The 20,259-nt window shown below is 70.1% G+C and carries 22 protein-coding genes; all 22 read right to left on the reverse strand.

What is annotated here, in order from left to right; genetic code table 11:
* Positions 1 to 142 precede the first annotated feature (142 nt).
* Complete coding sequence (locus P2L57_RS15905) at positions 143 to 550, reverse strand: hypothetical protein (protein WP_275814732.1); 408 nt, start codon at positions 548 to 550, stop codon at positions 143 to 145.
* Between the two features lie 18 nt (positions 551 to 568).
* Positions 569 to 1,300 (reverse strand): hypothetical protein, encoded by a 732-nt coding sequence (locus P2L57_RS15910; protein WP_275814735.1) that lies wholly within the window; start codon positions 1,298 to 1,300, stop codon positions 569 to 571.
* A gap of 29 nt (positions 1,301 to 1,329) precedes the next feature.
* A complete protein-coding gene (locus tag P2L57_RS15915) occupies positions 1,330 to 2,829 on the reverse strand; it encodes a DNA cytosine methyltransferase (RefSeq protein WP_275814737.1) in 1,500 nt (499 codons plus the stop codon).
* A 210-nt stretch (positions 2,830 to 3,039) separates the two neighbouring features.
* Entirely contained in the window at positions 3,040 to 3,654 is a 615-nt protein-coding gene (locus P2L57_RS15920; RefSeq protein WP_275814739.1) for a hypothetical protein, read from the reverse strand.
* A gap of 84 nt (positions 3,655 to 3,738) precedes the next feature.
* Positions 3,739 to 4,017 (reverse strand): hypothetical protein, encoded by a 279-nt coding sequence (locus tag P2L57_RS15925; protein WP_275814742.1) that lies wholly within the window; start codon positions 4,015 to 4,017, stop codon positions 3,739 to 3,741.
* A 105-nt stretch (positions 4,018 to 4,122) separates the two neighbouring features.
* Positions 4,123 to 5,022 carry a helix-turn-helix domain-containing protein gene (locus P2L57_RS15930; RefSeq protein WP_275814745.1) on the reverse strand — a complete coding sequence of 300 codons (900 nt, stop codon included), beginning with the start codon at positions 5,020 to 5,022 and terminating at the stop codon, positions 4,123 to 4,125.
* A 77-nt stretch (positions 5,023 to 5,099) separates the two neighbouring features.
* Entirely contained in the window at positions 5,100 to 6,233 is a 1,134-nt protein-coding gene (locus tag P2L57_RS15935) for a PD-(D/E)XK nuclease family protein (RefSeq protein WP_275814748.1), read from the reverse strand.
* Between the two features lie 64 nt (positions 6,234 to 6,297).
* Positions 6,298 to 6,882 (reverse strand): hypothetical protein, encoded by a 585-nt coding sequence (locus P2L57_RS15940; RefSeq protein WP_275814751.1) that lies wholly within the window; start codon positions 6,880 to 6,882, stop codon positions 6,298 to 6,300.
* Positions 6,879 to 7,847 (reverse strand): phage recombination protein Bet, encoded by a 969-nt coding sequence (bet, locus tag P2L57_RS15945; protein WP_275814754.1) that lies wholly within the window; start codon positions 7,845 to 7,847, stop codon positions 6,879 to 6,881. The genes P2L57_RS15940 and bet overlap by 4 nt, the downstream gene beginning before the upstream one ends.
* A 29-nt stretch (positions 7,848 to 7,876) precedes the next feature.
* Positions 7,877 to 8,227 (reverse strand): hypothetical protein, encoded by a 351-nt coding sequence (locus tag P2L57_RS15950; protein WP_275814757.1) that lies wholly within the window; start codon positions 8,225 to 8,227, stop codon positions 7,877 to 7,879.
* Positions 8,228 to 8,329: 102 nt separating this feature from the next.
* Complete coding sequence (locus tag P2L57_RS15955) at positions 8,330 to 8,548, reverse strand: hypothetical protein (RefSeq protein ID WP_275814760.1); 219 nt, start codon at positions 8,546 to 8,548, stop codon at positions 8,330 to 8,332.
* Positions 8,549 to 8,644: 96 nt separating this feature from the next.
* A complete protein-coding gene (locus P2L57_RS15960) occupies positions 8,645 to 9,214 on the reverse strand; it encodes a hypothetical protein (RefSeq protein ID WP_275814763.1) in 570 nt (189 codons plus the stop codon).
* 169 nt (positions 9,215 to 9,383) lie between these two features.
* Positions 9,384 to 9,629 carry a hypothetical protein gene (locus tag P2L57_RS15965; RefSeq protein WP_275814766.1) on the reverse strand — a complete coding sequence of 82 codons (246 nt, stop codon included), beginning with the start codon at positions 9,627 to 9,629 and terminating at the stop codon, positions 9,384 to 9,386.
* 35 nt (positions 9,630 to 9,664) lie between these two features.
* The gene (locus P2L57_RS15970; RefSeq protein WP_308292477.1) at positions 9,665 to 10,873 is read right to left on the reverse strand and encodes a peptidoglycan-binding protein; all 1,209 of its coding nucleotides are present in this window, start codon (positions 10,871 to 10,873) and stop codon (positions 9,665 to 9,667) included.
* Positions 10,874 to 11,018: 145 nt separating this feature from the next.
* A complete protein-coding gene (locus tag P2L57_RS15975; protein WP_275814769.1) occupies positions 11,019 to 11,456 on the reverse strand; it encodes a hypothetical protein in 438 nt (145 codons plus the stop codon).
* Positions 11,457 to 12,581, reverse strand: a complete 1,125-nt coding sequence (locus P2L57_RS15980) for a hypothetical protein (RefSeq protein WP_275814771.1) — start codon at positions 12,579 to 12,581, stop codon at positions 11,457 to 11,459.
* Positions 12,581 to 13,513, reverse strand: coding sequence for a hypothetical protein (locus P2L57_RS15985; protein WP_275814774.1), 933 nt, complete (start codon positions 13,511 to 13,513; stop codon positions 12,581 to 12,583). Before P2L57_RS15985 ends, P2L57_RS15980 begins: the two co-directional genes overlap by 1 nt.
* Positions 13,514 to 13,526: 13 nt before the next feature.
* On the reverse strand, positions 13,527 to 14,447 hold the full coding sequence (locus P2L57_RS15990) for a phage tail family protein (RefSeq protein ID WP_275814776.1): 921 nt from the start codon (positions 14,445 to 14,447) through the stop codon (positions 13,527 to 13,529).
* The gene (locus tag P2L57_RS15995) at positions 14,444 to 18,709 is read right to left on the reverse strand and encodes a phage tail tape measure protein (protein ID WP_275814779.1); all 4,266 of its coding nucleotides are present in this window, start codon (positions 18,707 to 18,709) and stop codon (positions 14,444 to 14,446) included. The genes P2L57_RS15990 and P2L57_RS15995 overlap by 4 nt, the downstream gene beginning before the upstream one ends.
* Before the next feature lie 34 nt (positions 18,710 to 18,743).
* Positions 18,744 to 19,127, reverse strand: coding sequence for a TFIIB-type zinc ribbon-containing protein (locus P2L57_RS16000; protein ID WP_275814781.1), 384 nt, complete (start codon positions 19,125 to 19,127; stop codon positions 18,744 to 18,746).
* A complete protein-coding gene (locus P2L57_RS16005) occupies positions 19,082 to 19,645 on the reverse strand; it encodes a hypothetical protein (protein WP_275814784.1) in 564 nt (187 codons plus the stop codon). Before P2L57_RS16005 ends, P2L57_RS16000 begins: the two co-directional genes overlap by 46 nt.
* A 4-nt stretch (positions 19,646 to 19,649) precedes the next feature.
* Entirely contained in the window at positions 19,650 to 20,255 is a 606-nt protein-coding gene (locus P2L57_RS16010) for a phage tail tube protein (protein ID WP_275814787.1), read from the reverse strand.
* Positions 20,256 to 20,259: the final 4 nt, after the last annotated feature.

Genomic DNA, 20,259 nt, shown 5'->3' on the forward strand with positions numbered 1-20,259 from the left:
GCTGCGGGCCGGTGCGGGTGCCCGCCACGCGGCGGGCAGGGGGTTCAGGCCGGTGCTCGGCTCGTCCGGCCCGTCGTCAGGCGGGTCCCATCGCGCCGCGTCAATCATCTCTACGTGTTGCAAAGTTGTCTCCTATCTTTGGTCAGTCGGAGACCCGCCGCCTCATCTCGCGGCGGCGGGCCTGGGCCAGCCGTCCGGCCTCCCGGCACAGCGAACAGGCCCGCTCTCCGCGCCGGTTGTGGGCACGGGCACCGGCCTCGGTGCCGTGGGGGATGTAGCTGCCGTCTTCGGTGAGTTCGTCGGGGTGCGCGGCCTCGCACTCGTCCCGCACGGTGCCGTCGATCCATAGACGACCGCCGCAGATGCCGTCGAACTTCGAGGTGCGAGGCAGGACGAGGTCGATGCACTGCGACCGGTAGGGGCAGCCCTGGCAGACCTTCAGGAGCTGCCGGGTCATCGGCGTCCTGAGCGCGTCGGCGGAGGTGTCGTTGGGGGTGAAGCGCGAGTCCCCGACGCACGGCGCGTCGCTGACCCACCAGGTGCCGCTCATCAGCTGCTCTCCCGGCGGTTATGCGCTCGGCAGCGGCATCAGGCACACCAGGTCACTGGGGCTGCTGCCGTAGGGGTGGCGGTAGGCGCTCCCGGCCGGGACCAGGTGCTTGTCGGCCAGGGTGGGGAGCGCGAAGATCTGGGCGACCAGGGCGGCGATGGTGTCGTCGCACTCCCGCGACCACCGGCGCCGAGTGGTGCGCTGGTCCGTGCCGTCCTCGGCGATGCCTTCGATGATCTCGATGACCCGTCCGCCCGCGTTGCGCCGGTCAACGACGACGGCGGTCGCCTCCGGGTGGTACTGGCGGATCAGGTCGGCGATGTGCACGGCGCGGTCGGCCGGGGGCAGCTCCAGCAGCCAACTGTTGCCCTCCGCAGCCGCGTTGCGGCTGACGGTCGCCCAGGCCGGGGAGTCGTACGGCTCCAGGGCCTGTTGCAGGTCGACTTCCAGCTTGTCGCTGTAGTGGTCCAGCGGGTGCTCGCCACCGCTGTCGCACGCGTCCCACAGCCATGGCAGGGGCGAGATCTGGCTGGCCGCGGCGCCGAGCGCGCCGTGCAGGTCCAGGGCTCGGGTCTTGCCGTAGTAGGCGAAGGTGACGTACGCGGCTTCCGGGCACATCTGTCGCACCGTCGCGGCCATGTGGTCGAGTACGGCCAGGGCGTACGCCTGCTCGATCCGCCGCCGCTGGGTGGCGAGGTCTTCGCGCTGCTGGGCCAGGCGGGCCACCTGGTCGGTGGTGTCCGGGGTCATGGTGCAGTTTCCTTTCCTCGTGTGCGGGTTCAGGCCAGGACGGGCACCAGGCGTTCGCCGATCCAGCGGGCGACGTTGACGCTCACGGCGTTGCCGGCCTGCATGGTCTGGGCGGCCTTGGAGCCTGCGACCTGGTAGTCCTCGGGGAACCGCTGCGCTGAGAGCTGCTCGCGCGGCTGGAGCATGCGGAAGTAGCAGTCCTCGATGGCGGGGGCGGTGCGGAGCACGGCCGCCGAATCGCGGGTGGACAGGGTGTGCAGCGGCTCGGCCGCGGTCTTGGGCGCGGCCTTGCGGTAAGGGATGACCAGCGTGTTGCGGGCCCGGTCGCGGGCCACGCCGTCGGGCACCACCAGGCCGTGATGGCGGGCTCCGGCCAGGGTGCTGAGGGGGTTGTCCACCGGTGCGGCGTCGCAGTTGTTGCGGAACTCGACGATGAACGGGGCCGGGTCGATGGTGACCAGGGCCTCGCTCTCGCGTGTCGTACGGGTCCGCAGTGGGACGTCGACCGGCACGGGGGTGTCGTTCCAGGAGCCGCCGACGGGGACGAGGAGGGCTTCGCCGAGCTTGGCCGTGCGGGTGGGCAGCGGCCTGGTGTGCGGGGCGAACGCGCGGTCCGTGCCGTCCTTGCCGTGGGTAACGGTGATGACGCTCGGCTGGTACGGGAACTTCTCCAGACCGGCCTCGATCCGCGCCATCGTGTTCGGCACGAGCGGTCGGGCCCGGTCGCCGATGCGCTGCCCGATGTCGTCCCACATGATGACGTCAGCCGCAGGGCGGACGTAGGGCTCGACCAGCGCGTGCCCGCACTGGCTGTGGGGGCACCGGTAGTCGTACTGCTGCTGGTACTTGCCGACGCGGACCTTCGCATCGCGCCAGCTCTGCTTGGCGCGCACGTCCTGCCCGCACTCGAAGCAGTACGCCAGCGGGCGCGGCGCGAGATCCGGGCGGCGCACGCCGACGAGCGTGAACACCACATAAATCCTGTCCCGCCACTGCGGCGCATACGGGTTGGCCTTCGAGCCGATGTGCGCGGAGGACACCGAAACGATCTGGACGCGGTAGCCCAGCTTCTTCGCGGCACGGATCCACTCAGGGAACAAGATCCAGTCGGTGACGAACTCCGTGACGTTCTCCACCACCACGCAGGGAAACCGCTTGGCCTCCATGGCGCGCAGCACGCACCACGCGGTGGCGCGGGTCTGCTCGAAGGCTTCCGGCGGCAGCTGGCGCCACTGCTCCTCTTCCTCGAACAGGGCTTCCTGGGCCGGATCGGGCAGGCGCTTGCGGCCGCCGGCGGGGCTGATCTCCGTGCAGATCACCGAGGCCCACAAGATGACGGCCTTGGGCAGCCAGCGCATCGGATAGTTGCGGATGTCGGCGCACCGCGCTGCGGCGGTGGGGTGGTTGAGCTCGAAGGTGTCGATGGCGGTCTGCCAGTGGTTGATACCGAGAACCGGATCGAATCCGGCTTCCTTCAGGCCGGTTGCGTCTCCGCCTGCTCCACAGAGCAGGGATATGGCACGGGGCAAGGGTGCTGGTCTCCAAGAAGCAGGGGCCGCCCGGCCCGGCGTGGGCCGGGCGGCCGTCGGTCAGAACTGGTCGTCTCCGCGCTGGGCGCGGTGGTGGCGGCTGTCCTCGACTCCGAGGGCGATGAACGCTGCGAGGGCGAGGACGCCGCCGATCAGCAGCCAGATCACGGCCGCACGCCCCCGGCGGGGAGCGGCCGTAAGCGGCGCTGGTCAGTCATGCCAGGGCGTGATGCGGTAGGTGGTGATGTGGCCGTCGCGCTCGAACAGCGCCAGCGGGTAGCCCTCGGTCTCCGGGCGCTCCCAGACCTTGCGGTAGCCCTCCACGGTGATCAGGCGGTGCGACCACTCGAAGAAGCGGGCGACGGCCGTGCCGGGGGCTTCGATGCCCGCGGTCTGGTTGGCGTTCGCGCCGGAGGGGTGGGTGTGGGTGGCGGAGAAGATCAGCCGCGTTGCGGTCTTGGGGGCGTCCAGTTCGTCGATGCGCGCGAGCAGCGGGATCAGGCTGGTGCCGTGGTGGCGCTGCGGGCCGCCGGGGGTGGAGTCGTACACGGCGGTGTGCACGTCGGGGTTGTCGACGTTCTGGCGCACCACGCTCCAGCCGTCCACCTCGGCCGGATCGGCGGGTAGCGCCTGCGAGGCGGCGATGATCAGCTCGGTGCCGTCGCTGAGGGCGGCGCGCAGGTGGTACTCGCCGCCGCAAGTCTCGACGTCGGTGGTCCAACCGTTGTGGCGCAGGGGGGTGATGACGTGGCGGTAGCCGTGGAACAGCGTGCGCCACAGCGGGTCGGTCAGGCGGTTGTGGTCGGGCAGTGCCGCGAGGGTCATGACAGTCTCCAAGAGGGTTGTGCCCGTGGGCACCCATCCAGGGCACCCACGGTCGAGAATTGACACCTATCTCTGAGTGGGGTTTCAGAGGCCGATGGGCAGCTCGTGGTAGGCGTGGACCTGTACGGTCCACATCCGTCCGCCGCCAGAGACAGCGACGCCGACGGGGCGGCCCTCGTGGCGGGCGAGGAACGTCGCGCCCCGTTCTTGCAGGCCGAGCGCCACGGTCAGGTCGCGCACTTCGTGGGCGGCGCAGTCCAGCGAGCAGAACAGCCCGTTGCCGAGGATGGGGTCAGCCTTCGGACCGTGGACGACTGTGGCGACCACGACGTAGGCGGTGGGCTCGCGATTCAGGGTTTCCATGGATTCTCCCAAGAGGTTGAAGGTCGGGGACTTTCGAAGTGACTACTTATATTTTATTCGCATACCTCGGGGCGTCAATGGTGATCAGCCCGGATGCGCCTGCGGCTAGGGAGAGTTGGCGCCCGGTCCGGGACGTTTGCGTATGCCCGCCCGTGCCTGCGCGCGGGCCTTTGCCACGGCCCCGTCGTCGGCCTCCGCACGGCGCCGCTGTTGCTCGGCGAGGAACTCCCGTAGCCACTCCTGCTGCGAGCGGTGCTCGCCCGCCGCCGCCTCACGCCGCGCCTGCTCGCGCCCGGCACGCGGATTGGTTCCGCACCCCCGGCAGTTCGCCACCGGTCTCTCGTGCCGCGGGCAGCCTCGTTGATCGGCGGCAGCGTCCGGCTCCCCCGCGGCGGCAGCCGTGGGGGTAGGGGGGTAAGGAAGGCTGTAGGAAGGAGAAGGAAGAAAAGGGGTTTCCCTGGGGGAACCCTCTTGGTTCCCCTGCGGGAACCCACTCGGTTCCCCTGGGGAAACCCTCTTCTCTCCGCCGGCCGGGTTCCCCTGGGGGAACCCACTTTCCTCATTCCGGTCAGAGGGACGCTCCTCCTTCCGCGCGACCACGTCCTGCTGGGTGCGGGCCGGCGCCGACGGCTTGCGGCGCCTAACCTCTGTGCGCGCCAGCCGGGGGTTCTTCGGGGCCCGCTGCGCCAGACGGCGCCGCTCGATCAGCTCCTCCGTCGTGGGCACCGGCGGCACGCCCTGGGGGAAGACCCGGTACTCGGCACGCCGCCCGATCTGGCCGGTCTGCGACCGCTCCACCAAGCCGAGTTCCACCAGCTCCGTGACGACCGTGATGACCTGCTTCTCCCCCACCCCGGCCCAGGCCATCATCCGCTCAAGTCCCGGCCGCCCCAGGCGGGTCTGGTCGTCGGCGGAGTCACAGATCTTCATCAGCACCAGCTTCTGCGTCTTGTTGATCACCTCCTTGGGCAGATAGGCGGCCACCACCATCAAGTGGATGCTCAACTCCGCACCTCTTCGCGGTTCGAGTGCATGCCGGGCCGGGGCGGCGCGCTGGACCGCGCCGCCCCGCCGACAGGGGATCAGGGCTTCTTGCGGGCGGTGACGTTGATGCTCACCGCAGTGCGCCGGGCGCTGTCGTAGCGCACGGGAACCGGGATCCCCGCAGCCTTCAGCTGCGCCTTCATGGCAGCCGCGTCCGGGGCCATCGGCACCTGAAGGCCGGCGTGCCTGAACAGGGCGACCATGGCGTCCAGGTCATCGACCTTCGTCGAGTTGCCGCCGCTCCACGACAGCACGTTGTCGCCGTACACGCCCGGCTCGCAGCCGTCCAGCATCGCCCGCAGCACTTTCTGCCGTTCCTTAAGCGGCTTGATCTGCTCGGTGACCTCCACGTACTCCGCCAGCGCCGCCTCGCGTTCGACATCGTCATGGATGAGGATGCTCTGCGGACGGCGCCCGGCCACCGCACCGCCCCAACACGTGCTCCTAAACGGGCAGTTGTCGCAGATCGCCGACAGCCCCGGCCCTTCGAAGGAGCGCGGCAGCTCCTCCGGCACGGCGGCTTGGCGTACCTGAGCCACCCACCAGCGAGCCCGTTTGGCCCGCTCGGCGGCGTAGGCCAGCTCCTGGATGTGGTCCTCGCCGTTGTCGCGGTTGATGAACCTAAAGCGGATCCGGCCGACCGGCACCGGCCCCAGCCGGGCCAACTGCCGCTGCCCGTCGATGTCGGCGAACCCGTGCGTGCGCAGCAGGTCCGCGTACAGCAGCACTTGGCGCAGCTCGGCCTCGCTGGCGCCGTGCCGCAGGACGCTGTCCCACTGGTAGGTGCTCTTGGTCTTCACGTCCTCCACCGTCGTCTCGGACGCCGGAAGGCTCGGGCGCAGCCTGCGGGGCAGGCGGGCCGCGGTGCGGGCGTCGAGCTGGACGGCATCGATGTGCCCGCGGATCGTGGCGTCCTCGACGCGGCGTTCGATGATCCAGCCGAACTCCTCGCGCGCGGCGGCGAGGATCCCGGCGTGCAGCCAGGTGCCCAGGATCGCCTTGCGCTTGTCGCCGACGTCGGTGGGAGTGCGCCCGTGCAGGAGGTATCCGGCGCGGCGAGCGCAGACGGTGTCGCTGGCACCGATCTTGGTTTGCAGGGAACGGGGGCGCCGCGCGTCGGCCGCGTGGGCTGCGGGCCACAGGCTGACGGGACGCTCGGCCGTGATGGTCATATCAGGTCTCCAAGAGAGCAGGGTGCCGCCCGGCCTCAACCAGCCAGGCGGCACCGAGGCGGACTTACAGGTGGTCAGCGCAAGCGCCGCTCTGGTGCGCCGTGGGCGGACGCAGCGCGGCGATCAAGGCGTTCAGCGCGTCGGGGATGGCGCCGGTCATCTGCTGCGCGGCACCGATCACCTTGCTCACGACCGGTGTCGCGCCGCCGTCGCTGCGCCGGTCGGCCGAGGCGATGTAGTGGCGGCCGTGCACATCCCGGGCAGAGATGATGCGCTGTTCGATGCGGCCGGGGATCTCGGCGTTGGGCGGGACCGAACCGCCCGCCCTCTTGCGCCGGATCGCCTCGGCGGCCTGGGGGCTGGACTCCGAGGTAATGGCGAACCCCTCGTAGCGCAAGGCCACCGCAACCAGGCTGTCCCCCGCGATCAGGCCGAACTGAGTGAACGATTCGGCGCACGCCAGGACCACCATCGCGGTCGGCATCGCGTCCCATACGGCCAGCGATACCGGGATCGGTACCGCCTTGGGCTCTGCGCCACCCGTGCGGAGCACCACCAGCAGCTCCGGGGGTTCGTCCCAGGCGGTGCGCCGGGCGAGCTGTTCCTCGCACGCAGCGAGGATCATGCTCTCGGTGTCGCTGCCGCTCACGCCTCCTCCTGGTTGGTCGATGCGGCTGACGACGGCTTGGCCGCGGCGGTCTTCTTGCCGGTGGCACGCCTACGGGCAGGCTTCGCAGCGTCCTCGGCCTGCTGCGGTGCCGCCGGGGCCTTGGCTGCCGCTTTCTTCCTGCTGCGCGCCGCTGGCGTGGGCTCGTCCGGCGCCTCCTGCTGGGCGTCGGGCTTCGGGCTGGCCTGCTGGCCGGTCTCCAGCCCAGCGGCGGCGCGCAGGCGGCGGGCGGCGTCCTCTGCGACGCCGGCGGTGGCTTCGGCGTCCGCCTGCTCCATTTCCTCATCCGCGTACACCCCGGACAGGTCTTGCGGGGCGGCCATGCGTAGCGACCCGGCTTCGGCGCACTTGCGGAGCATGTGGGCGGGCATCTGCCGCCACATCTTCGCAACGACGTACTGGCCCTTCTTCGCATCCCAGTACGTGGGGGCGAACTCGCCCCATCGGGCGATCATCGGGAACCGGCTTTCCCCACGCAGGACGGTGACCTTGACGGCGGCGGGCGGCCCTTGGGCGAGCCAGACCTCGTGTGCCGCGCCCTCGGCGTCGTAGTAGACGGTGTCCTCGTAGCTGATGCGCTCCCCGGTGCGTTCGGCGGCCCGGTGCGCGACGGTGCGGAACCCGTCGATGCCGGTCTGGATGGTCCAGGTCATCTCCGGGGCGTCGGGGTCGTCGGCCGCCTTCCAGTTCTTCCGGCCGATCATGTAGATCTGCCGGGCGAACGGGTCGAGCCCGGTGCGCACGCAGTAGTGGAAGAACATCGCCAACTGGGCGCGCGGGGCGTTCTCCAGACCGGGGCTGACCAGCGCGAGCGCGCTGAGCTGCCTGCGGTCGAACTCTTCTTGGTCCGCGCGCAAGACAATGGCGCTCGCCGGTATGGGCCGCGGGGCCGTCGCGACGACGGTGCCCTCAACAGGCGTGGTCTGGTCGGGTTGTTGGTCGTTCACGGATAGGTCTCCCAAGAGGTTCGGTTTTTTTAGTCGGTACGCAGGGATCGGACCTCGAACGCGGACTGCCACTGCGGGTGGCGCTCGACGATCAAGCGGACGTACCGGGAGCGAAAGTTGTTGTTGAGGCGGAACTCGTCCCCCTCGGTGGCGGTGGTGTAGCGCCAGCGCAGGACCTCGAAGAGCATCCCGATGCCGACGCGCCGAGCGCCGCGGGCGAGGTAATCGGCGGTCAGGCTCTCCAGGGCTTTGAGGACCCAGGGGTTGAGCCGGTGGAACTCCTCGAACTGCTGCTGGATGGTCGCGGTCGCGGTGCGGATCTCGGGATGCCGCACGGTCTGGATCACCAGGCCCGGGATCTCGTCCTGGATGGTTGCCACACCCGCCCCCTTGGTGACTACTCGAAGATTGTCACCTATCTTGCAGGGGGAGCGACCGGCGATCAACCCCGCTTTGGCCGAGGGGGACTTCGCATACGCAGATCAGGCCGAGGCGGCACCCTCCGCCTCGGTCGCGGCCTCCTCGGCTCGCCGCTCGGCCGCCTCGTTGGCGCCGACGAGTTCGGCCATCATCCGGGCCGCGAGATTGGAGTCCCGGCCGGGTCCGGCCACGTAGTGCATCAACGCGGCTTCGGCCAGGACGAGTTCGGCCGACTTCATGACGGCGACCGCGTCGCCGCCGGGGGTGAGCAGGACCTGCATGAACTACCTCCTGTGTGCGAATGGGGGTGGGTTACCCCGAAGGGATATACGTATATCTTATTCGCACACGAGGGCTATGTACAGTGTTTCCGCAGGTCATTGGCGCTTTCGGGCGTGGCGGCCACGGGTGAAGACGACCGAGCCTGGACCGTCGTAGCGGCCCTCGCGCAGCGCGGCAGCGACCTGCTCGTCCACCTCCCACGGCAGACTGCGGGCGCTGTTCAGCAGACCGGGCGCGGCCTCGATCACGCTGTCCAACAGCCACAGCCGCGACCCCGACAGCAGCCAGTCGCACTCCGGGAAGCGGCCCGTGGCGATGGCCGTCGCCAGATTGCCCTGCTTCGGCAGGCGGAACAGCTCGATGATCTCCTGTTGCCCGACGATCGGCGGCAGCTCCTCGCGGGAGAAGGCCATCCAGCCCTCGCCCTGCTCGGCCATGAGCCGTTCCTTCACCTCCAGGTGCAGCGTCTTGGGGCGAGCAGTCATCTGCCCGAAGCGGCACGCGAAGCCCAGCGGCCAGTACCGCACCCCGGAGACGACGATGGCCGTGGCCGGGTCCAGCACGGCCCGGCTGGGCGCCAGCCACTGCGAGACCATCTGCGCCTCGACCCCGTACAAAGCGGCGAACTCCTGGTGCCCGACCAAGTACGGCTTGCCGCCCGCCATGTCCCCGTCCCTCTTCGATCGTGTTGCCCGTGGTGTGCCGACCGAAGGGTAACGGTGCCCACCGGCGCTGCGCGCGACCACAGGGCGCTGCTATCGTGAGGGCCGGTCTTCCAAGAGGCCCGAACGGCCCCCGCCGAGGCGGGGGCCGTTTCTCTTACTCGGTCGGCTGTCAGCCGCGTGCGATGCCGAACAGGGTCAGTGCCACTGCGGTGACGCTGGCGAGCACGGCGATCGTCGGCAGCGGCCACCGTCCCTTCTCCAGGGCCGTCACCCGCTGCTCCAGGTCCTCGATGGCCTTGTCGGTCTGGTCGCTGCGCTGGACCAGCAGCGCCAGCTGCCCGTCGATCCTGGCCAGGCCGACTTCCAGGGCGCTGCGCAGCTCGGCCAGGGCAAGGGCCACCTCGCCTTCCGGCATGGTGCACCTCCTTCTTCCTGCACGCGGGCCGGGGGTCAGTGGGCCGGGGTCGCCGGGTCACGCTTGAGCGGCAGCCACGAGGCGGTGCCCTGCCGTCCGATGACCGTTCCCAGGGAGGACTTCAGCACGGACAGGCCCGCGGGTATCGCGGAGACGGCGGCTGCCTGCCAGGCGGACAGCGACAGCAGGTCGGTGGTACCGGAGGCGATCACCAGGCCCAGGAGGGTCTGGAGGTAGGTGGCGAGGGTGCGCTCAGCGATGTCGGCGAGGGCCTGCGGCGTCATGTCGGGCTTCTCCTTGGTGGGCTTGCTGGGAGCCGGTGTGCTGCCGGCGTCGGCCTGGTAGGGGACGGTCAGCTTGTTCCAGCTCTGCTCGCCGGGGATGCCGTCGGCGTCCGCGCCGCGGTAGCCGCATCTGATCTGCCAGACGGCGTACGAACGGCGGTGGGCGTCATTCCAGACGGGGCCGGGGCGGGTGTCGTAGGAGTCGCAGCCCTCGGCGATCAGACGCTTGGCCATGGCCTCGATCACCGGCGAGGAACGGCCGTCGTGGAAGAAGTCCTTACCCGGGTAGGGGGCTGTCTTCGGCTGCGGTTTCGGCTCGGGCTTCGGCTTGGGGTCGGGGTCGGGCTTCGGCGCCGGCGGGTTGCTGCCGCCCTTGATGTATGCGGCGACACGGGCGCGGAAGTCGTCCATGTCGATGCCGGCGGGGTCCGGCTTGCCCGGCTGCCACTCCTTGTGGCCGATCACCGAGCGTTCGTTCCACCCATGGGCCTTGCAGATGGCCGCGGCGGCCTCGGCCATCGCCTCGACCTGGGCGCTCGGCCAGGGCTGGCCCTCGCCGTTGTTAATGCACTCGAAGCCGTAGAAGACCTTGTTGCCGTCGGTGTCGGCGACCCGGTCCACGGGCACCTTCCGCTCAGCGATCACTGCGTCGAGGACGGCGCTGTCGCCGAGGCCGGCGTGGTTGGTGCGCCCGTAGCCGACCAGATGCACGGTGCCGGAGCGGTCGATGACGCCATGGCACAGCGGGCCGGGAAGTTCGTCGTAGCCGACGCGGCAGAACTCCACCATGTCGGCCTCGGAGCTGTAGGAGCCGGTGTGGTGGATGACCACGCCGTGGACCGGACCCCAGGGGCCCTTGTGATTCCTGTTGTGGGTGCGCCAGTTGCCCACTTCGACGACGCCGAGACCGGCGTGTTTGAGCACGGTGAGGAACTGGTCCGCGGTCAGTGGTGTTGCCACGTGGGTTGCGCCTTCTCCCCTGTGCCTGTGCGGCAGTCGGCCGGGCCGGGCGGGTCGCCGCGGTCGGTCCCTCGGGGAGTGGTGTCTACCGGGTGGAGGGTCACCCGCTCGTCATGGTATCCAGCAGGCCGGGCGGCGACCGGGGTTACTCGTCCTCGTCGCCTTCGGCTCGGCAGGAGGCGCCATCGAGGCTGATCCAGCTGGCTTTCACACCTCCGCCGCCTTGCACGCGCAGCCTCACATGCCCGCTGGGTGCGATGTCGATCTGGAGCGGACGGCGGGCGTCGGAGGCCACCGGCAGGGTGCGCGGTGCTGCGGGGTGGTAGCCGTCGGGCAGCAGCGCGATGACCGCGGTGTCGGTGGCGCGGCCGTCGGACAGGCCGATGCGCCCGCTGAACTCCAGCGTGTGCCACGGGTTGGCCCGTATCTGCGGGGGCCGGGCGGCGTCGGGGATCGAAGTCTTGCCTGTCAGCGGCAGGTCGCGCCACGGCGGGTAGGGCTGGTCGCGGGCGCGCTCCAGGGCGGTGACCCGCCGCTCCAAGCGGGCCAGGCGACGGGCGAGGTCGGCGATGGTGTCCGGCATCTATCCCTCCGGGGTGGGTTCGTTGGTCTTGCCGTCGCCCTTGCCGTCGTCGCTGGGCTTGAGGGTGCGCTCCAGCTTGAGGGTGACGCGCTCGGATGTCTCGCCCTGCCCGGGGCGGACCGTGAAGCCGGTGATCCGGTTCCACTGGTCGTAGGTGGTGTGCGGCTCGTGCAGTCGGATGCGCACGTCGTCGCCGACCCGCAGGGCAGCGATCGGCGCGGCCGGGTGGTCGCACACTTCCAGTTCGGTCAGTGTCGGGAGGATTTGCCGGGCCTGCCGGTCGTGCTCGGCGCGCTGTTTGAGCTTGGCCTCGTCCTTCTCCTGCGTCTCCAGCCGGTGTTCCAGGCGCAGACGGCGGTTGCGCATCCCGTCGATGACGAGCTTGCGCTTGGCTCCCTCACCGCTGCCGAGGGCGACCACCCATTGCGCGTACTGGTCGGCGTCCAGCACGACTTGCGGCTCGCCGGTGACGTTCGCGCCGGTGGTGAACGTCAGGTCCTCGCGCCGCCGACCCAGGCGCGGGGCGCCGAGGACGATGCGGCGCTCGGCGTGGCCGTCGCGCCATGCGACGGTCTCGCTCCACTCCAGGCCGTCATCGCTCCCTGCCATTTCGTCCACGATGTCGCCGAGGTTGCGGGCGTCCCACCGGTTGATGACGTACGGGTCCTTGGACGTGCCCTTCTTCGCCGTGGACTTGGTGTCGTCCACGGTGACCTTCAGATCGCCGTCCGGCTGCGTTTGGGCGTAGGTCCACACGTCCCGGATGATCTGGCAGGGGTCGGCGCCGATGTAGGAGCCGCGCCCGCCGAGGTTGCCGTTCAGGTCGTAGCGGCGGTGCAGGTAGCTGGTGAACCCGGACGCCTCGATGGGCAGCTTCGGCCCCTGCGGTTCGGCCCGCCAGATGACCCCGCCCCACAGCAGCACGGAGTCCCGCTCGACGTAGAGGACGGTGTTGCCCGGATCGAGCAGGTCATCCATGGCCTGGCCGAAGGTCGGGTTCAGCGTGGCGCTGAGCGATCCGGGGCCGCCCAATTCGGGGCCGAACTCCACATCCGACAGCGGCAGGTTCCAGTGCAGGATCTCGCCGGTGACGGCGCGGGCGACGATGTAGCGGTAGTCCGGCATCAGATCGGGCTTTCGGTGAACTCGACATCAGCCACCACCGCGGTGCCAGCCGCCGCCGAGACGTTGCCGTGGCCGTACTTGTCGTTCTGGTTGATCTGCACGGTCAGTTGCTGGCGGGTACCGCGGTAGTGGGCCGGGACGTCGAAGCTGTCAGCGAGGACAGCGGTGGTGCGGCGCGCGCTCGTGCCCTGGTCGTCATCGATGACCGTGGGAGCACCGTTGTGGTCGCCCAGGACGGTGCGCACCTCGACGTAGACGCTGCCGCCCTCGATGCGCAGGCCGGTGACGGTGAGCACCACGGCGGCCTTCGTTGCCCACGCGGGGATCTCCACCGTCCAGGTCGCATCCTTCGGCCAGGCGGTCCAGCGGCCGTGTTCGGCCGGGGCGAGCGCACCAGGCTTCGGGTGGAGGGTGCGCAGCGTGCGCTCGGCGCGGGGATTGGCCAGCCGCCGCAGGTCGCTGATCATCTCCGCGGTGATCGCGGCGGTGTTGCGGGGGATGGTGATGCGGGCCAGCGGGATCGCGGTCATCTCCCGGACCGCCGTGGTGTCCCGGGGGTCGATGCCCTGGATGAGGTGGAAGTATCCGACGTCCTCGTGGCGCGGGTCGCGGTCGCCTTCGAACTCGGGGTCCTCGATGCGCAGCACCAGCAGGTCGGTGCGGGCGTACGGGCCGGTCGGCAGCACCTCGACGATGGCGTCGCCGATGTTGGCCTGGGTGTAGGCGCCCTGCCAGGGGCGTGCGCCGTGGACGATGGCCGACCCGTCGCCGACCCGCACCCCAGGCCCGGGGGTCGCCAAGGGCCGCACCTTCAGGTCTCCTGCTTCGGCGACGCCCTGTCGGCCGCGCGCCAGGTCACGGATCATCAGACGCATCGCGCGGGCCGGATGGTCGCCGCCGTGCACCATCATCGGGGGCTGGACAAGAGTCAACGGGTGCTCCCTTTCACAAAGCGGTGTACGCCGACCGCCACGACACCTCGAGTCGGCACGTGCGGGTGGGGTCCTCGCCGCTCCAGCCGATCTCCGATCGGCCCGGCGGGATGGTGAACAGGTCGATCCGGGAGAACGGGGTCAGGTCGCCTGCGGCGTTGACGGTCCCGTTGCGCAGCGCCCAGCAGGTGCCGGGCCGGGTCTGGATCTCGATCCACTCCGCGTCCCGCAGCGTGGTCGTCAGCTCCAGCACGCGGCCGGTGACGGTGTTCCAGATCCTCGGGCGGGCCACGGGGCCGTGGATGCGCAACGTCGGCCAGGCGGAGGTGTACCCGTGGTTGGTGATCCAGCCGGGCCGCTGGGCCGGGTCTGCGCTGCCGCAGCGGGCTGGCGCGCCCAGCGGCGCAGTCACGCTGCGGCGGACCGGGGCCTGGTCGAGGGAGAGCTGAAGGTGCGACGCCTCGTCCGCGTGCCAGCGCGGGTCGAGGGCGGCGAACTCGATGTCCAACGGGATCCAGCCGTGGACCGCGGTCGCGGTGCTGGTGGCCTCCATCCGGCGCAGCCGCCCGTACAGGCGCCGCACCTCATGCCCGGGCCAGCGCCCGCGCAGCACGGCCCGCCCCTCGGGCTCCGTGCGGGCGGCCGGATCATCGAGCGCGCGCTGGAGGCGGGCGAGGAGGTCTGCGGCCTTGGCCGGGTCGCCGGGGGTCTTGATTCCGGCCTCGATCCGTACGGTGCGCGGACCGTAGAAGTCCTGGCCGGGGAAGGTGCCGTCGCCGACGGGGTTGTCCACATCCTGTGCACGCACGGTCGGCGAGCCGAGCCCTTCGATGTTGCCGACGGGAATCGGGGTGCCGTGGCCGAGGACGATGCCGCCGCATTCGAACTGCCAGGGGGCGAGTTCGATGCGGGGCTTCTGGGTGGGTGCGCTCATCGGATTCTCCCGCCGCGTTGGGCGTTGCGCAGGTTGCGCATCATTTCGCTGCCGATCTGCTCGGGGGTGGCGGAGCTGTCGGTGACGGTGACCGGCATGGTGCCGATCAGCGGCTGCTGCTCGCGGACCACCACGACCTGCACGCGCCCGCCGGCGCGGGCATCGACCACGCGGGTGCGGTCGTCGTCGGGGCCGGTGCGGATGTCGAAGCGGCGCACGACGTCGGCCATGGCCGCCACGCTGGTGGCGCGTTTGAAGGAGTTGGCCATCACCGCCCCGACCTCGCCGCCGGTCCGGCCGCCGTTGGCGAACCACGTCACCTCGCCGCCGAAGCGGCCGACGACGTCTTCGACCACGGCCTTGCTGCGCTCCCGCTTCGACGGGGTGAGCGGCACGTACGCCTCTCCGCCGGTCTCGGGCTCGGCCCAGATCCGCCACGCACCAGCTGGGGCGATTTGGGCAACGTGGTGCTCAGATCGACCAGGCGGCTGCGTCCTCTCGTCGCTCAGGCCGCCGTTGGCGTAGTAGTCGACTACGCCGCCTTGGGCGTGCGCTCCGAAGTTCTCGGCCTGCTTCTCCAGGGCATTCGCGTTGTCCTGCGCGGTGTTGCGGATGACGTCTTGGATGGTGACGTAGTGCGTCGTGACGGTCACCTCTTTGCCCTGCAAGGAGTTGATGCGCTGCTGGATGGCGCTGATCGCCTGGCCCGGCCCGCCGGTTGGGACGGTGATCTTGACGTCCTTGGAGCCAGGCACCTGGGTGACCTGGAACCCAAGGGCACGCAGCTCTTTGATGGCGGCGGCGGTCGGCGCCGCGACGGTGACGGTCTTCGCGCCCGGGGTCGCCCGGATCTGTGCCTGGACGGCCTGGAGGCTCTTGATCGCGGCGGCGGTCGGCGCGGAGACGGTCACGTGCTTTGAACTCGGCGTCTGGCCAAGGGTGTTGATCAGCCCATCCAGACTCTTGCGGGCCTCAGTGGTAGGGGCGGTGATGGTGATCTGCCGGGTTCCCGGCACGGTCTTGACCGTGAAGCCCAGGGCCTTCAGCTTTTGCTGCGCGCCATCCGACAGGCTGTCGACCTTGATGATCTTGGTGTTCGGCAGCTTGCTGAACTCGGCCTGCACGGCCAGCAGATCCGCCAGAGTGCTGTCCATGCCCTTGGTCTGGAGCAGCAGGCTGACCTTCGTGGGCAGCAGACCGAGGCTGTCGGCAACCTTCTCCGCCTGCTCGCGGGTCAACCCGTACCCCTCGGCGGCCTTGATCGCCGCGTCCCGGGCCTGGCTCATCTCGTCCCGTGCCTTCGCCAGCGCCGCCGGCAGCGCCTCACCGTTCTGCTTGGCCAAGCTGTAGGTGGCGACCGATGCGTCCGCGGCGGCGTCGGACAGGGAGGTGAGCTGGGTGTACAGCTGCTGGCCGTTGCGCGTCGTGGTGTTGAGGGTGTTGTCAGAGTTGACCAGCTGCCTGCCGCCGTAGCCTTGCGACCGGTCGACGTTGGCGGTGCTGTCCTTCAGGTCGAGCGTCGCGGAGTTGACCTTGGCGTGGGCGGCCTGGAGGGAGATCTGGCCGCCGGAGAGCAGATCGAGAGCCTGCTTGAGCGAGCGAGTCCGCTGGTCGGCGTCGGCGGTCTCGTCGGCCAGCCCGCCTACGGCCGCCTTGAGCCGGTCGTAGGCGCTGGTTCCGTCGCCCGCGCCGCGTTCGGCTGCGGCGAGATCGCGGGCATTCTTCATCGACTGCGCCATCTCGCCCTTGACGCTGCCGAGCGCGTCAGCAGCCTGGGCGGCCTTCAGGCCAGTGTCGTTGTATGACTTCGCCGCGCCACCCTGCGTTGCGATCCACACGGCGTTCGCCTCAGCGGTGGCGTTCAGCTGCTTTTGGAGCGCATCCAAACTGGTGCCCTGGCCGAGGTAGGCGTCCGTGAGCCGCTGGATCGGCACACCGGCCTGCTCCATGACCTGGACGAGCTTGTCCTTGCCGTCGCGCACCTTGGTATCCATCAGCGTCTGCGCCGCCTGGGCACGCACGTTGGCGTCGATGACGCCGCCGGACTCCTTCAACGCACTGGTCAGCGTGGAGATGCGCTGCTCGTGCTCCGCCGCGGCCTGCGCGGCCTTTTGCTGGTGCTCGGCGAGCAGCCCGAGCCCGACCGTGACACCAGCGAGTGCCACCCCCCACGGGCCGCCCATCGCGCTGGTCAGCCCGGACATCGCCGACTTCAGGCCGGAACCGGCCGCGCGGCCCACCCCGCCCAGCGTGCCGACGAACGTTCTGCCCGCGCCGTCGGCGCTGCGGAACGCGGCGGTCATGTTCCCCAAGAAGCCCACCCGTGCCTGGACGGCGGCCCACGCCGCCCCGTACCGGGTGAGCTCCACACCGGACGATGCGGCCAGGGAACGCTGGAGCTGCATCTCCTGATTGAACCCCTGGATCGCGCCCCGTACCGGACCGGTGATGGTGGAGGCGAAGCTCGTCAGCCCCGGCTGAGCGCGGCGGAACAGCAGCAAAGCGAAGACCGCGGACTGGATCGGCGCCGGCAGGGCGGCAAAACCCTGCACCAGGTCGCCGACGACGTGCCCGATCGGCACCAGGACAGTGGACAGCCCGGCGACCGCCCGCAGCGCGGCGTTGACCGCCAGGACCACGATGTCCAGCTCACTCGCCGCACCACCGGACTCCTTGCCCATGGACGCGAACGACGCGGCGATCGGCTCCAGACCGGATTCCAGGTTGTGGACGACGGTGCCGAGCGTGCGGGCGGCGTTGATCAGCAGGTTCAACCCTGCGGCAAGGGTGTTCTCACCCAGCGCCTTGAGCGGCCCGAGCAGCTGCTTGGCCTCGTCGACCAGTCCGCCCAGTCCCGCGCTCACCTTCGCCTTGAGCTCCGGCCCGTACAACTGGGCCAGCTGCTGGCCGTATCGCAGCGCGGTTGTCAGGTATGGTGTGCCGCCCGACAGGCCGCGCGTCAGCAGGCGGGTGACGTATTCGAGCCCCGGTGCCATCGAGGTGTACAGGGCCAGGCCGGTCTGCTTGGCCTGGGTGCGCAGTTGGGTGACGGCGCCGGTCAATCCCTGGCCACGTGCGGCAGTCAGGGTAGCGGCGGTGCCGGTCTGGTTGACCGCCGTCGTCAACGCGTCGAACGACTCCACGCCCTGGTGCGCCAGCGCGACCGCGCCGGACAGTGCCGGGCGGCCGAACGCCTTCGTGACCGCGCCGGTGAAGTCTCCCTCGCTCATGCTGTGCTGGGCCTTCGACAACCCATCGATGACCGTGCGCAGCCCCAGGAACTTACCTTGGGCGTCGTAGGCGTCGATGCCCAGTTCTTTCAGCGCGCGGGCCGACTGCGGTGTCGGGGCGGCGAGTGCGGCGAACATGCCGCGCAGTGACGTTCCCGCAGTCGAGCCGAGGATGCCGGATTTGCCCAGCATCCCGATCGCCGCTGCGGTGTCCTGCAGCGAGACACCGAGCCCGTGCGCGACCGGGCCGGCGTACCGCATCGCGTAGTAGATGTCGGTGATGTTGCCGGACGCCTTGGTACTGGTCGCGGCGAGCGTGTCGGCCGCCTTGGACGCCTGGTCGGCACCGAGGCCGAACTGGTCCATCGTGTCGCCGAGGATCTTGGCGCTGGTGGCGGCGTTGACGTTGGTCGCCGCCGACAGCTGGACCGAGGCGCGGACCGCGGCCATGGACTGATCGGCGTTGAACCCGGCTTTCGCCAGGTCCACCAGAGCCTCGGCCGCGTCGGCTGCGGTCACCCCTGGCAGCTTCAGGTCGTTGCCGAGTTCTTGGGCGACGCTGGAGGCGATCTTCATCTGCCCGGCGGTGGCGCCTGTCGCCGCGCGGAAGGTGTTCATTTGCTGCTGGTAGCGGTTGCCCTCCTGCACCATCTCCTCGCCGCCGAGGAACAGCGCGCCGCCCGCCAGCAGGCCGGTCATGGAGGCGCCGTACCGGCCGGCCCCGGCCAGTGCCCGACTCAGGCGGGAGGCCGACCGCTCTCCGTCGTCCCCTGCGGCGCGCAGCCCGGCGCGCACCGCGCCCGCACCGGCGGAGATCCGGTTGAGCTCGGCGACGGCTGTGCGGGCGCTGCGGCCGAGCGCCGCGAACTGAGCGGCGGTGCGCGCACCGTTGGCGTCGAGCTGGCCCAGGGTGCGGCTCGCGGCCTCCGTGCGGTTGGCGAAGGTGCCCATCTGGTTCGATGCCTCGCGCGTGCCCGCGATCAGGTCGCGGACCTCGGCGCGCATCGCCACAGTCAGGGTGAACCCTGCCACCGCATTCCTCTCCTTTACGTGGGTGCTGGTGTCCTCAGTCGCTCGTCGCGTGGTCGCGCGGCAGGAGCTGGATCTTCACGCCGTAACCGGAACGGTCCTGCGGCACGTGGTCGCGCTCCTGCTCGATCAGCTCGCAGCCGGGGCAGCGCATGGTGTCAGTGACGTAGGCGTGCGGATCGCCGCCGCGCTCGCGGTCCCACTCCTCCAGCCGGGTGTGGCACTCGGGACACACCGACCGCTGCCACTCCACCCAGGCCAGGGCCTTCGCGCGGTCCAGCGCCGTCCAGTGGCCATCACCGCCGAGGAACTCCGAGTGCGGAATGCCGAACTTCTCGCACAGCTCCAGCTCGGCCCGCAGCTGCGGATCCCGGCTCAGTCTTTTCCCAGCTCGACCCGGCTCTCCTGCTGCACGCCCCAAGCCGCCTCCCACAGCGCGGTGGCGTCCGGCGCCGACCATGTGTTCAGCAGCTCGGCCGCCTCGGCCTCGCTCATCCCGTCGAACGAGGCCGCCGCGATCAGTGCCGCGGGGAAAGTGTCCGGGTTGAACGCCGCGCCGTCGGCCGCCTGTTGGGTAGTCGGCGGATGCTGGGAGATCAGTTCCTCCAGCACCGGGCGCGGCAGCGCGAGGAAGGTCAGAACGTCGCAGGCGTCATCCAGCGCGGTACGTGCTGTCTCGACGGCGGCGTCGGCCTCGACGGTGTTCCGGGCCGCCTGGGCATCGTCCGGCGCGGCTTCGGCGAGGAACCGGGCGCGCCGAGCGGCCTGTTCGGCCTCTTCAACCTGCTGCCGGAGCTGGTCGTCGTCGCAGACGCGCAGCTTCTTGCGCGGGCGAGCACGGCGGCGCAAGCGTTCCATCTTCTCCGCCCACGTCCCCTCCGTCGGCGTGGTCTCGCCGGACGGAGGGGACGGGCGCTTAGCGGGTGCGGGACGCGACATGGGGTTAGTCCTCGTCGCGCTCGAAGACGGTGGCGGCGGTCGCGCTCACCACGGTGACCTCCACCTCATCGCCCTTACTGCCATGCCCCGTTGGCTTCGGCAGCGGACGGATTTCTGCCTCGGGCACCGGCACGTCCAGCGACGGCTCCTCAAGGACGGTGTAGGTGACCTTGAACTTCGCCGCCTCGTTGCCGGTGCTGTATGTCGCGGCGCGGGTGGCGACCTGAACGGGGAAGACGTCGACCGACTTCGAGCCGGGGATGTCGCCCTTGCGGAGGAAGACCACGTACCCCTTGGCGCCCTTGGGCAGGTGCTGCTCGATCTCGTCGGACAGCTGGTCCTCGTAGAACGTCAGGCTGGAGCTGGCGGCCTTGTCGTTCCCCGGGATCGAGGAGTTGAACGTCGAGCCCATGTCCGGGGTCTCGATCGGGTCATTCTCCAGCGCCCACCCCTCGATGTCGGACACCGCGCTCGTCAGCTCGAAGGCATTCGGGGCGCAAAGTTCCTTGCGGGTGGGCCGATACGAGTCAGCGATGGCCTGGAGCCAGTAGATCTTGGAAATGCCGCGCCGGAGGAATCGGTGATGGGCATGAGTCGGCTTGGTGGACAACGGG

It is taken from the genome of Streptantibioticus ferralitis (assembly GCF_029223525.1).
Classification (GTDB): domain Bacteria; phylum Actinomycetota; class Actinomycetes; order Streptomycetales; family Streptomycetaceae; genus Streptantibioticus_A; species Streptantibioticus_A ferralitis.

Bases quoted from the DNA above. Each gene is read 5' to 3' on its own strand.
- P2L57_RS15920 (WP_275814739.1), bottom strand. From the start codon at position 3,654: ATGACCCTCGCGGCACTGCCCGACCACAACCGCCTGACCGACCCGCTG.
- P2L57_RS15965 (WP_275814766.1), bottom strand. From the start codon at position 9,629: ATGCCGGAAGGCGAGGTGGCCCTTGCCCTGGCCGAGCTGCGCAGCGCC.
- P2L57_RS15955 (WP_275814760.1), bottom strand. From the start codon at position 8,548: ATGCAGGTCCTGCTCACCCCCGGCGGCGACGCGGTCGCCGTCATGAAG.
- P2L57_RS15905 (WP_275814732.1), bottom strand. From the start codon at position 550: ATGAGCGGCACCTGGTGGGTCAGCGACGCGCCGTGCGTCGGGGACTCG.
- P2L57_RS15975 (WP_275814769.1), bottom strand. From the start codon at position 11,456: ATGCCGGACACCATCGCCGACCTCGCCCGTCGCCTGGCCCGCTTGGAG.
- P2L57_RS16005 (WP_275814784.1), bottom strand. From the start codon at position 19,645: ATGTCGCGTCCCGCACCCGCTAAGCGCCCGTCCCCTCCGTCCGGCGAG.
- P2L57_RS15980 (WP_275814771.1), bottom strand. From the start codon at position 12,581: ATGCCGGACTACCGCTACATCGTCGCCCGCGCCGTCACCGGCGAGATC.
- P2L57_RS15910 (WP_275814735.1), bottom strand. From the start codon at position 1,300: ATGACCCCGGACACCACCGACCAGGTGGCCCGCCTGGCCCAGCAGCGC.
- P2L57_RS15925 (WP_275814742.1), bottom strand. From the start codon at position 4,017: ATGGAAACCCTGAATCGCGAGCCCACCGCCTACGTCGTGGTCGCCACA.
- P2L57_RS15960 (WP_275814763.1), bottom strand. From the start codon at position 9,214: ATGGCGGGCGGCAAGCCGTACTTGGTCGGGCACCAGGAGTTCGCCGCT.
- P2L57_RS15935 (WP_275814748.1), bottom strand. From the start codon at position 6,233: ATGACCATCACGGCCGAGCGTCCCGTCAGCCTGTGGCCCGCAGCCCAC.
- P2L57_RS15990 (WP_275814776.1), bottom strand. From the start codon at position 14,447: ATGAGCGCACCCACCCAGAAGCCCCGCATCGAACTCGCCCCCTGGCAG.